Source organism: Anaerostipes rhamnosivorans (assembly GCF_005280655.1).
GTDB classification, from domain to species: Bacteria; Bacillota; Clostridia; order Lachnospirales; family Lachnospiraceae; genus Anaerostipes; species Anaerostipes rhamnosivorans.
The window spans coordinates 2,605,083-2,617,519 of the sequence record NZ_CP040058.1 but is presented as its reverse complement, the minus strand read 5'-3'; the positions used below and the strand labels follow the sequence as shown (position 1 = coordinate 2,617,519).

The 12,437-nt window shown below is 44.5% G+C and carries 11 protein-coding genes; all 11 read left to right on the top strand.

The annotated features are described in order from the left end of the window. The first annotated feature begins 13 nt into the window (after window positions 1-13). The 11 genes from AR1Y2_RS12985 (at window position 14) to AR1Y2_RS12935 (ending at window position 12,371) form a co-directional block, all read left to right on the top strand. Entirely contained in the window at window positions 14-463 is a 450-nt protein-coding gene (locus AR1Y2_RS12985; RefSeq protein WP_137329340.1) for a PTS sugar transporter subunit IIA, read from the top strand. A gap of 78 nt (window positions 464-541) precedes the next feature. Continuing rightward, complete coding sequence (locus AR1Y2_RS12980) at window positions 542-2,587, top strand: BglG family transcription antiterminator (protein WP_175403645.1); 2,046 nt, start codon at window positions 542-544, stop codon at window positions 2,585-2,587. A 611-nt stretch (window positions 2,588-3,198) separates the two neighbouring features. Beyond that, a complete protein-coding gene (locus AR1Y2_RS12975; protein ID WP_137329338.1) occupies window positions 3,199-4,467 on the top strand; it encodes a dihydroorotase in 1,269 nt (422 codons plus the stop codon). Between the two features lie 128 nt (window positions 4,468-4,595). After that, the gene (locus AR1Y2_RS12970; RefSeq protein WP_137329337.1) at window positions 4,596-5,759 is read left to right on the top strand and encodes a hypothetical protein; all 1,164 of its coding nucleotides are present in this window, start codon (window positions 4,596-4,598) and stop codon (window positions 5,757-5,759) included. A 193-nt stretch (window positions 5,760-5,952) separates the two neighbouring features. Then, window positions 5,953-6,843 carry a substrate-binding domain-containing protein gene (locus AR1Y2_RS12965; protein WP_243118749.1) on the top strand — a complete coding sequence of 297 codons (891 nt, stop codon included), beginning with the start codon at window positions 5,953-5,955 and terminating at the stop codon, window positions 6,841-6,843. Between the two features lie 40 nt (window positions 6,844-6,883). Continuing rightward, window positions 6,884-7,735, top strand: coding sequence for a phosphate ABC transporter permease subunit PstC (pstC, locus tag AR1Y2_RS12960; RefSeq protein WP_137330273.1), 852 nt, complete (start codon window positions 6,884-6,886; stop codon window positions 7,733-7,735). Further along, on the top strand, window positions 7,735-8,634 hold the full coding sequence (gene pstA, locus AR1Y2_RS12955) for a phosphate ABC transporter permease PstA (RefSeq protein ID WP_137329335.1): 900 nt from the start codon (window positions 7,735-7,737) through the stop codon (window positions 8,632-8,634). Before pstC ends, pstA begins: the two co-directional genes overlap by 1 nt. Window positions 8,635-8,637: 3 nt before the next feature. Continuing rightward, entirely contained in the window at window positions 8,638-9,390 is a 753-nt protein-coding gene (pstB, locus tag AR1Y2_RS12950; RefSeq protein ID WP_137329334.1) for a phosphate ABC transporter ATP-binding protein PstB, read from the top strand. A 1-nt stretch (window position 9,391) separates the two neighbouring features. Beyond that, window positions 9,392-10,045: a phosphate signaling complex protein PhoU gene (gene phoU, locus AR1Y2_RS12945; protein ID WP_137329333.1), complete on the top strand. Its 654-nt coding sequence runs from the start codon at window positions 9,392-9,394 to the stop codon at window positions 10,043-10,045. After that, window positions 10,042-10,719: a winged helix-turn-helix domain-containing protein gene (locus AR1Y2_RS12940; protein ID WP_137329332.1), complete on the top strand. Its 678-nt coding sequence runs from the start codon at window positions 10,042-10,044 to the stop codon at window positions 10,717-10,719. Before phoU ends, AR1Y2_RS12940 begins: the two co-directional genes overlap by 4 nt. Then, a complete protein-coding gene (locus AR1Y2_RS12935) occupies window positions 10,716-12,371 on the top strand; it encodes a sensor histidine kinase (protein WP_137329331.1) in 1,656 nt (551 codons plus the stop codon). Before AR1Y2_RS12940 ends, AR1Y2_RS12935 begins: the two co-directional genes overlap by 4 nt. Window positions 12,372-12,437: the final 66 nt, after the last annotated feature.

Sequence of the window (12,437 nt, the reverse complement as noted above, 5' to 3'; positions counted from 1 at the left end):
TAGGAGAAGGCATATGGGCAAAAAAAATATATATTTGGCAACGGAGGGGGATGCAAAAGACTGGAAAGAAGCAATTCTTCTGTGCGGTGAATGTATGATGAGCTGCGGAAGTGTCAGTCAGGATTTTGTAGATGCCTGTATTGAGAGAGAAAAAGAATATCCAACAGGCCTTCCCTCAGAGATCCCGGTGGCAATTCCTCATTCTAAAGCAGAAGGGATCAGAGAAAACTGTATCTGTCTTTTGAGACTGGATCACCCAGTGCGGTTTTACCGAATGGACGACACAGAAGAATATGTTGACACCAGGCTGGTCTTTAATCTGGCAATTAAGGGGGCGGAGGATCATCTGGAATTTTTGAAGAGACTGATTCATTTTGTCCTTGATCAAACAACAATTTCAAAATGCAGTGAACTGCCGTTGGAAGAAATTCCAAGCTACCTTGAGAAAAAAATGAAAGTGTAAAAAACAAATAGAACGGAGAATAAACATTGCGTTTCCGGCGCAGTGTTTATTCTGCTTTTCCATGGTGGAGGGATGCTTATGAGAAAGCGCAGTGTGGAAATCATTCAAAAATTTATTCTTAATACAGATAAAGTCTGGACAGTAAAAGAACTTGCCCTGGAATACAAAATTACAAAAAAGACGCTGCGCAATGATATTGGAGAGATTAACCAATTCCTACATTCGATTCCTGTATCGGATATCACAGTATCAGAAGGCGGGGCACTGATAAAACAAGAGGATTTTGATGAAGCTCTTGTAGAAGAACATCTGTATAATATGGATATTTATTTGTATAAATTATCTAATCAGGAACGGCAAATCTATATTATGATGATTCTTGCAGTCAGCCAGCACCATATCACGATGCAGAATTTTGCAGAGGAGCTATATGTAAGCCGGATTACCATCGTTAAAGACATCGAACAAATCAAAGAGAAATTTATGGAACTTGAAACAAATCTGGTGATCGATCCTGGGAAAGGGATGTGCTTAAAGTGTGATGATCAAAAGAGGATTGAAATATTAATTTCTTTATTCCGGGAAATAGCAATTGATATAAAACATAATGGTTATTTTCAGAGAATGGTCATGAAGCGCATGGAGATCAGGTACAGCTTGTCTGCAATATTCTCCTATATGCAGGAATATATGCAGGTTTGCAGTCTGGTCTTTATGGAAGATGTTTTTTATGATATTGTATTATACTTATTTGTAATATTTAATTTTGGAAGAAAAGAAGGCACAGTGATCAGTAAAAAGGCTGTATTATCAGGAATTGATCATTTGATTTTATATGTGGGAGCTATGCTGCATATTCAGGTTACTCTGGAGATGCTGGAAAATTTCCGGTCCTATATTAAACGTCATCATTTGTATTCTTTTGTAAAAACAGTGGACGAGATTGAGCTGTATAAAATAATTATGCATTTTGTGGAGATCATCGATCAAAGGTTACAGCTTGGACTTGGCGATGATACCAAACTGTTGGATTCATTGCTTATGCATATCAAAAACCGGAAAGACTGGGGCAGCTATGAAGTGGAACTGCCAAAGGAATATGACAGCTTTATCAATTACGAATTACTGCAACAGGCAGTCAATCAAAATGCATGGATACTGGAACGCTATCTTACTTATAAGCTCAGTGAGAATATGAAAAAATCAATTGTAATCCATATTTGTGTTTCAATTATCAGAAACCGGCGTTACATGCCGAGGCTTTCTGTTGTGATTGTCTGTCCCGGCAGTATGGCAACTGGAAAATATCTTGAGGCACAGATTAAGAATTATTTTGACTTTAAGGTCATCGGTGTTCTGGCAGCTGAGGAGGTACCGGAGGAATTGGAGGCTAAAGATAAAAAGGTAGACTTTATTATTTCTACAGTTTCGATCAAAAGCAAAAAGTATCCGGTGATCAAAGTGCATGCTTTCCTAAAAATGTCTGATATGAATCTGATCCAGCAAATGGCACTTCAAAAGCAAAAAGTGCAGCAGGATGTTATGAATCCAAAATCTGAATTATTAAAAAGTATGATTCAGGATATCATAGATGATAAAAAGCTGGCGGATCTGCTGTGCAGGAAAGTGTCAGAGGTGATAAAGGACTATCGAAATACTGTTCTTTTAGTCCAAGAAAATGCATTGGGGGATCTCCTGGAGGAAGCATATATTCAGATCTGTAACCGGGAGATGACTTGGAAACAGGCTATATACAAAGCGGCAGAACCATTGGAAAGAGCCGGATTTATTGAATCGGAATACATCAGAAAATCAGTTGAACATGTGGAGGAATATGGCGACTATATCGTTGTAAGCAAAGGTGTCGCTCTTGCACATGCCAATAAAAATTACGGAGCCAATAAAGACTGTCTGAGTCTTCTCGTTTCAGAAAAAGGAATTACATTCACGGAAACAGAAGATAAGATTCATTTATTGTTCTGTTTTGCATCAAAAGGAGAAAATGAATATCTAGAACTTCTGAAATCAATCGTATTGATCGGAAAAACGGATGGGAAAGTAGATGAAATATGTAGCAAAAAAACGGTGGGTGAGATTTATAGGGAAGTTGTTTATTGTACTTAGCTGCTGTGGAGGCAGATAGCCTAAAGGTGGACGTGCCTCGCACGATAAGGTATGACATTTTCACCGGTTCTCCGGCTTGCTGTCTCAGGGACGTAAGATTTTCTGACTTTCAGCAAAGCCTCTCCGGCGGCCCGTTCGGAACTCGCTGACGCTCAAACAGCCTCACTGCGCAATGCGCACCGCCTACGAGTCTTTACTTCAAGAAGAAAAACTAACGTCCCTTCGAATGCAAGGCCTCCGAACTGGTGAAAATGGACGTAATGTCTGCTGGAGATAGCTGTTGCAAGACAAAAGGCATATAAAATGTAGGTTGATATGAGTCAAAAGGGGCTGCTCCACGAAAGTTAATTACCACTATTGGAGGAGCGCATTTCAAAAGCGCGACGGAAATAGTGGTAATTAACTTTCGATAAATGGCAGCTTTTTTTGACAGAGGTCCTTCTCCAGCGGACACTACGTCCATGTTCTACATGATTGGAGTGAGGCATTCTAAGAGCCGAACGGAAATCATGTGGAACATGTCATATCCACAGGGCATCCCGTATTTCATACCCTACGGGTGGACGTGCTTCGCACGATAAGGTAAAATAAAACCTGTAGGAGGAAAAGATATGATTTTAATAAAAAATGGAAGAGTTTTGGATCCGGAAACCGGATTCGACAAAGTGACCGATCTTGTTCTTTCCGACGGAAAGATCAAGAGCATAGGAAAATCTGAAGAAATAGATTATGACCAGATCATAGACGCAGAAGGCATGACCGTTGCGCCTGGGCTGATCGATGTACATGTGCATTTCAGGGATCCGGGTTTTACGCACAAGGAAGATCTGGAAACAGGAAGCAAAGCTGCCCTGCACGGGGGAGTTACCACGGTTGTCTGTATGGCAAATACGAAACCTGTGGTGGACAGCGCAGAGATCCTGGATGATATCATGAAGCGTGCGCAGGAGCAGCCGGTCCGCATCATTCAGACTGCGGCAGTATCCAAAGGATTCAAGGGAAAAGAGCTTGTGGACATGGAAGAGTTGAAAGCCCACGGAGCTCTTGGATTTACGGATGACGGACTTCCGCTCATGGATGAGAACGTTGTACGCAAAGCAATGGAAACTGCGGCGAAGCTGGACGTTCCGATCAGTCTCCACGAGGAGGATCCAAAGTATATTAAACGTCCGGGAGTTAATGCGGGGAAAGTGGCCGATCAGCTTGAATATGGAGGTGCTTCTGACGAAGCAGAGGCAGTGATGGTAGAAAGAGACTGCCGATTGGCTCTGGAGACCGGGGCATCTGTGGATATCCAGCATATCAGCTCTGCTAAAGCCGTGGATTATGTCAGAGACGCTAAAGCAAAAGGAGCTAAAGTGACTGCTGAAGCATCCCCACATCATTTTACCCTCACAGAGGAGGATGTGCTGACCTATGGGCCGCTGGCTAAAATGAATCCTCCGCTTCGGACATCAAAAGACAGGGACAGAATCATTGAGGGGCTGAAAGAAGGCACCATAGAGATCATTGCGACGGATCATGCCCCGCACTCAGAAGAAGAGAAAGCGGCAGGTCTTATAAAAGCACCAAGCGGTATCACGGGATTGGAAACATCTCTGGGACTTGGGATCACCAAGCTTGTGAGAGAAGGACACCTTACCTTGATGGAACTTTTGGAGAAGATGACAGTGAATCCGGCGAAACTGTATCATTTAGAGCAGGGAAGGATCCAAGAGGGAAAACCTGCGGATCTGGTTCTGTTTAAAGAAGATGAAGAGTATATTGTAGAGAAGTTTTACTCTAAGGCTTCAAACTCACCGTTCAAGGGCTGGAAGCTTTTCGGAAAGATTTATTACACCGTCTGCAAAGGAAATGTTTACGATCTCTGCCAAGACTAAAAACTTCATGTGAATGTCATAGTTCTGAGATATCTGCATGATATAATATCTTCATAGATGAATTTCTGATGGATCTTACGATCATATAAAGCCGCTTCGACAGGGCAGATACGAAGGAGGGGTGTCTTATGAAAAGATACGGTATCTGTTTTACAAGTATCATTGTAGCTGTTGTTTTATGTGCAGAGCTCATCGGGTTTCCGGTGTCTGTTTCTGCCAATGAGCCAAGGAGTGCAGACAGTATCGCGGCTGACGCAAAAGCGGGACGAAGTGCCAGGACTTCTGGGATGGATGAAGGCATTATGGAAGCGGGCCGGTTTGCCAGCATGGATGAAGCGTCCATGTATCTGATGTACGGTGACGGCATGTACACATTTACCCAGTCCTACCTAAGGGACCACCCTGATAGGATGATCGAGCTGAGAGTCAAGGAAGAGGGCAGCCTGATCCTTGTCTATCTCCAGGAGGATGAAAAGGCACAGATACCTTCACTGCTGGACCATCAGAAGACGCCTGTGGGGAACAGAATTCCGGATGGGGCTGTCAAGCTGAAAGCAAAGCCAGGCACATACTATGTGAGGCTTCCGAAAGATTATTCTACGATCTTTATCGCTCCGTTTGTCATCAAGGATGATCCCCGTACTTTATCCAATGAGACATCCTATATTCAGAGCGGTCAGGGAAAATATACGCACCACACATTCAATATGGGGAAACGGGGAACCGCAGATATCACGGCATCACCGATGATAAATCAGGCGAAACCGATCACCTTTTATATCCAGCGGAAAGAAAATGGACACTGGAAGAACATTGGAAAGCAGCAAAAGTCCTATTTCAGCAGTGAAACTGGAACGGTTGTCTACGGATTGAAAAAGGGAACCTATAGAATAGCTGCCAAGTCAGGAAAGGATCAGGGATATTCACTCTGTGTCATCAAGACCTACATGAAACCTGCTTACAAGACCAAAAAGCGGAATGCCAAGGTCTTAAAAAGATTCCAGGAACAGTATGATCTATATACGGTGACAGAAAAGGCCTCCAGATGGTACCGCATTTCGGTTCCGAAAAAACGGAAAAAGATCTCTATGGAAGCAGAAACTTATATGAACTCCGGACAGATCAAATTCACTGTTTACAAAAAGGGCAGGAAAAAGCCCGTGAAGTCCTTGATTTTATCTGGAGAAAAGGTTAAACAGTTTAGTTTTAAGGGCAGCAAAGGCACTTATTATATAAAAGTCACAAAATCAGGGAAACAGGCAAACGGCTCTTACTGGCTGTATCAGTATTAATCCCAGACATGACATATGGAAGAAGAATCTATTGAAAATCATAGATTCTTCTTTTTTTGTTATCTAAAAAGTGTTAAATATTCATAAGAAGTCTGTGAAATTTTACTCAGATTTAACAGAACTCATCTTTTGAATTTTACATTGGGGACGTAATATATGACTTGTAGCGATGAAAAGCCAAAAGGAGAATATTATGAGAAAGATGAGGAAAAGAATTTTAAGTGTTTTGTTGACAACAGTAGCGGCGACCAGCTTATTGGCAGGCTGCGGAAGTAAAGATGAAAGCAAAAAAGCAGCAGGCGAGGAGATCACTGTCGTATCCAGAGAAGACGGTTCTGGCACTAGAGGGGCTTTTATAGAGTTATTTGGGATTGAAGAAAAAGACAGTGACGGAAATAAGATAGATAACACCACAACGGAAGCGATGATCACAAACTCCACTTCCGTTATGATGACAACGGTATCAGAAAATGAGGCAGCCATCGGATACATATCCCTGGGTTCCCTGAATGATACAGTGAAGGCGTTAAAAATTGACGGAGCAGAGCCTAGCACAAAAAATGTAAAAAATAAGACTTATAAGATCGTCCGTCCGTTTAATATTGTAACAAATAAGAAAAAAATGTCCTCACAGTCTAAAGATTTTATAAAGTTTATTATGAGCAAAGAAGGGCAGAAGGTAGTTGCGGATAACGGATATATTACAGTGGATGACAAGGCTGCAGCCTATAAAGCTTCCGGTGCCAAAGGAAAGATTGTAGTGGCAGGTTCTTCCTCCGTAACACCAGTCATGGAGAAATTAAAAGAGGCTTATACGGCGCTCAACAAGGATGTAAAGATCGAAGTACAACAGAGTGATTCAACAACAGGCGTAACCTCAACAATCGATGGAGTATGTGATATCGGTATGGCATCCAGAGAGCTGGCTGAAAGTGAGACTAAGAAGGGTGTGGAACCGACCGTGATTGCACAGGATGGTATCGCGGTGGTCGTAAATAAGAAAAACGATGTTTCCGAAATGAAGAGCAGCCAGATTAAAGACATCTTTACAGGCAATGTGACTTCATGGGGCGATGTAAAGTAGATCTTTACACTGCAAGAAAAGAATGAGTGGGGAAATGAAGATGAAACAGTACAAAGAAAAAATTATGAAAGGTGTATTTCTTGCCGCAGCCTGTACTTCCATACTGGCAGTCATATTGATCTGTGTCTTTCTGTTCCTGAACGGACTTCCCGCTATTGGGAAAATCGGACCGGCAGAGTTTCTGGCCGGTGAGAGATGGATGCCAAAGAACGGACTCTTTGGCATCTTCCCAATGATCCTGGGAAGTCTTTACATCACGGCGGGAGCCATTATCGTGGGAGTGCCAATCGGTATTTTTACTGCAGTTTTTATGGCGAAATTCTGCAACAAGAAATTATATAAGATCTTAAAACCGGCAGTTGAACTTTTGGCTGGGATCCCATCTGTAGTTTATGGATTTTTCGGCATGGTTGTTATGGTTCCGATGATTCGCAATATATTCGGGGGAAACGGAAACAGTATTCTTACGGCTTCTCTTCTTCTTGGAATCATGATTCTTCCGACAATCATCGGCGTGTCAGAGAGCGCCATCCGTGCAGTGCCGGATCATTATTATGAAGGGGCTTTGGCTCTCGGGGCCAGTCATGAACGGAGTGTTTTCTTTACCGTTCTGCCGGCGGCCAAATCTGGGATTCTGGCCGGGGTTGTGCTTGGGATCGGACGTGCCATAGGGGAGACCATGGCAGTCGTAATGGTTGCGGGAAACCAGGCCAGGATGCCGATGGAACTTTACAAAGGAGTCAGGACACTGACAGCAAATATCGTATTGGAAATGGGGTATGCCACAGACCTGCACCGGGAAGCATTGATCGCCACAGCTGTTGTGCTGTTTGTATTCATTCTGCTGATCAACCTTTCTTTTTCTGCATTAAAACATAAGGAGGAATTCTGATGGAAGCAATAACAGCAAAGCCAGTGGGCAGCATCAAACCAGTGAACAGAGTCAGCCGGAAGCAGCGTTTTTCTTCTTATAAAAGGACACCTCTTTCTCTGCTTTTATACCTGCTCGTCCTGGCATCTACGATTTTTACAGCAGGCATCCTGATCTATCTGATCGGATACATTTTGGTCCATGGAGTTCCCTACCTTACAAAAGACCTGTTTTCCCTGAAATATACATCTACAAATGTGTCGCTGTTTCCGGCTATGGTCAATACGATCAGTATGACAGTTCTTGCGCTTCTTCTGGCAGTGCCTCTGGGGATCTTTTCTGCAATTTATCTTGTGGAATATGCCAGAAAAGGGAACAGATTTGTGGGGATCGTGAGGATCACGGCAGAGACTCTTTCGGGGATCCCGTCTATCGTATACGGATTGTTTGGATTGCTGTTTTTTGTTACCACATTAAAATGGGGGCTTTCCATTCTATCTGGGGCTGCAACACTGGCGATCATGATTTTGCCGGCTGTGATGAGGACCAGCGAAGAAGCGTTAAAATCAGTTCCCGATTCATTCAGGGAAGGCAGCTTCGGCCTTGGCGCGGGCAAGCTAAGAACAGTCTTTAAGATCGTCCTTCCATCTGCGGTTCCCGGTATTCTTTCGGGCGTGATCCTGGCAGTGGGAAGGATCGTAGGAGAGACTGCTGCATTGATGTACACGGCGGGTACCGTAGCAGAGATCCCCTCCAATGTGATGGGATCCGGAAGAACCTTATCGGTTCATATGTATGCCCTCTCCAGTGAAGGACTCCACATCAACCAGTCTTATGCAACGGCAGTGGTTCTGCTGATCGTAGTGATCGTGATCAATGCAGTGTCTACGTTTATTGCCAAGCGGATAACGAAAGGATAGAACATGGAATCAAAAATCAAAGTACAAAATCTGGATTTATATTATGGGGATTTTAAAGCATTAAAAGGGATCAATCTGGACATTTCTCCAAATGAGATCACGGCATTTATCGGTCCCTCCGGTTGTGGAAAGTCCACCCTTTTAAAATCCCTAAACCGCATGAATGACCTGGTGGAAGGATGTAAAATCACGGGAAAGGTCACGCTTGACGGGGAAGATATTTACGGGGATATGGATATTAACCTGCTGAGAAAGCGGGTGGGTATGGTCTTCCAGAAACCCAATCCGTTTCCTATGAGTGTCTATGACAATGTGGCTTACGGGCCGAGGACCCATGGAGTGAGGAATAAAGCCCAGCTGGATGAGATTGTGGAAAAGTCTTTGAGAAATGCGGCGATCTGGGATGAACTGAAAGACCGGCTGAAAAAAAGTGCTCTGGGGCTTTCAGGTGGACAGCAGCAGAGACTTTGTATCGCCAGGGCTCTGGCAGTGGAGCCGGAGGTGCTTTTGATGGATGAGCCGACTTCTGCGCTGGATCCGATCTCCACCTCAAAGATCGAGGACCTTGCGGCAGAACTGAAATCCAAGTATACTATCATTATGGTAACCCATAATATGCAGCAGGCTGTCCGTATTTCCGATAAGACCGCGTTTTTCCTCTTGGGAGAGGTAGTTGAGTATGGAAAGTCCGACAAATTGTTTTCCATGCCAAAAGATCAAAGAACAGAAGACTATATAACAGGAAGGTTTGGTTGATATGAGAAATCGGTTTGACAGGCAGCTTAGCCAGCTGAATATTGAAATGATCGAGATGGGTGCCCTCTGTGAAGATATGATACATCTGGCAGGGAAACTGGTAGACACAAAGAGCAAAGAGATGATTCAAAGGCTCAACGATCTGGAGGAAGAGATCAATCAGAAGGAACGGGACATTGAGAGACGCTGTATGAAGCTTTTGCTGCAGCAGCAGCCGGTGGCCGGGGATCTGAGAGTGATTTCCGCGGCGCTTAAAATGGTTTCCGACATGGAACGGATCGGGGACCAGGCCGTGGATATTGCGGGCATTGTGAAGAAAAGCGATGTGGTAGCCGTGATGAACGACCATACTCATGTGCAGATGATGGCTGCGAGGACCATCGCCATGGTGACAAAGGCTGTGGATTCCTTTGTAAAGAAGGATCTGGATGCAGCTAACGATGTAATCAAAGCGGACGATGAGGTGGATGATCTGTTTTCCAAGGTTAAAAAAGAAGTGATCTCTTTGATTCATCAGGACCCGGAGAAAGGGGAAGCCTGCGTTGCCATCGTCATGATCGCAAAATACTTTGAGCGGATCGGCGATCACGCCAGCAATATTGCTGAATGGGTGGAATTCTCCATCACCGGGGAATATAAAGGAGGAAGTCTGTGATATATATTGTCGAGGATGATGCAAACATACGTGAGCTCGTCATCTACACTCTTCAGAGTACAGGATTTGATGCAAAGGGATATGAAAGCGGCATCAGTTTTTTTAAGGACCTTTCCAATGGGAAGGTCCCTGAGCTGGTGCTTTTGGATATTATGCTTCCAGGGGAAGACGGCATCAGTATCTTGAGGAAGATCAGAAGCAATCCGGAGGTTAAACATATACCGGTTATCATGATGACCGCAAAAGGAGCGGAATATGACAAGGTGCTGGGCTTAGACAGCGGAGCGGATGATTATATCACAAAGCCGTTCGGAATGATGGAGTTGGTGTCCAGGATCAAAGCAGTGTTAAGACGGGTAAAAAAAGAGGAACCTAAGGAGGAGCTTTCAGCAGGCGGCCTTTATATCCATGTGGGAAAGCATAAGGTGCTGGCGGACGGCGAAAAGGTCGAGCTCACTTACAAGGAGTTCCGCCTGCTCTGTATGCTTATGGAAAGCAAAGGAAATGTGCTCACCAGAGACCAGCTTCTCACTAATATTTGGGGATATGATTTTGACGGTGAGACCCGGACGGTGGATGTGCATATCCGTACCCTGCGCCAGAAGCTGGGGGACTGCGGATCTATGATCGAGACTGTGAGAGGGATTGGATACCGTATCGGAGGCAGTGAATGAAACACAAGATATTTAAGAATATGTCCTACATCGCCCTGATCACAGTGGTCTGTACCACGGTGTTTTTATCCGCTGTGGCATACGGAAGATATATGTCACAGGTAAAAGAGGGGATTCAAAACGAGGCTGGATATATGGCGGAATCCTTAAACCAGCATGAAAACCAGAGCCTGGACGCATACAAGGATATTACCATCAGCAGGATTACGCTGATATCTTCAGACGGAAAGGTTTTGTATGACAGCACAGGGAAAGAGAACTCCATGGGCAACCATAGAAACCGTAAAGAATTCAAAGAGGCCAGAAAAAACGGAGCCGGGGAGAGTACCCGGGTTTCCAGAACACTGAATAAACAGACTTATTATTATGCAGTAAGACTTACCGATGGCAGCGTCTTAAGGCTCAGCAGGGAGACACAGACGATTCTGAACCAGGTAGAAGGCGTTCTTCCGGCCCTGATCCTTATGATGGCAGTGGTGTTTGTATTGGCGCTGGCGCTATCAAGACTTCTCACGGGAAGGATCATTGAACCGATCAACCGGATCAATCTGGAGCATCCGGAGGAGGAGACCACCTATGATGAACTGTCGCCTCTGCTGGTGAGGATCCATAGGCAGAATGAAGCGATCAAGGAAAAGATCAGGGAGATCAAGGAAAAGCAGATCGAGTTTACGACGATCACGGAAAATATGAGTGAGGGCTTTCTCGTTCTGAATGAGAAGTCGGTTGTGCTTTCTTATAATACAAGTGCCCTGCGTATTCTGGATATTGACAAGGAACAGTGCAGCAACCAGAATGTATTGTCCATCAACCGGAGCCACGAATTCCGAGATGCGGTGGAGATGGCACTTGGAGGAGAGGCTTCGGAAGAGGTGATGGAATTTCATGAGCGGAAATTTCTTCTGATGGCGAATCCGGTGACGGTATCCGGCGCAGTTAAAGGAGTAGTGCTGATGATGATCGATGTAACAGAAAAGGAAGAAAGGGAGGAGCTTAGAAAAGAATTCTCAGCCAATGTATCCCATGAGTTAAAGACACCGCTGACCACCATTTCAGGGTATGCGGAGCTGATGAAGGACGGGCTTGTGAAGCAGGAGGATATCGAGCGGTTTTCTGAGAAGATCTATACGGAAGCCAGAAGACTGATCTCCATGATTGAAGGAATCATAAAGCTGTCCAGGCTGGATGAAAATAAAATTGTACAGGAGAAGGAGAATGTGGACATCTACCAGCTGGCGTTGGAGATTAAGAATTCTCTTTCTATGGCAGCGGCGGAGTCAGGCATTGATATCCAGGTTCTAGGAGCCCCGTCTCAAGTATCCGGTGTCCGGCAGATGCTGTATGAGATGCTTCACAATCTAGTGGAAAATGCGGTGAAGTATAATAACAATGGGGGCCATGTATTTGTGACTGCGGCCAGCATGGAGGGCCGGCCCACACTCATCGTGGAAGATGACGGTATCGGAATCCCTCCGGAGGACGAGGAACGGATCTTTGAGCGGTTTTACAGGGGAGATAAAAGCCATTCCAGCGAGAGAGAAGGCACGGGTCTCGGACTGTCCATCGTAAAACACGGGGCAAAATACCACAACGCCAGGATCCAGGTGGAAAGTGAAGTTGGCAAAGGAACTAAAATCGCTATCATCTTTTAAATGAAAAGAGACTGTCTTTTTGATAGTCTCTTTTTTTCTTTCGTTTTTTATGGTATGATTTCAAAT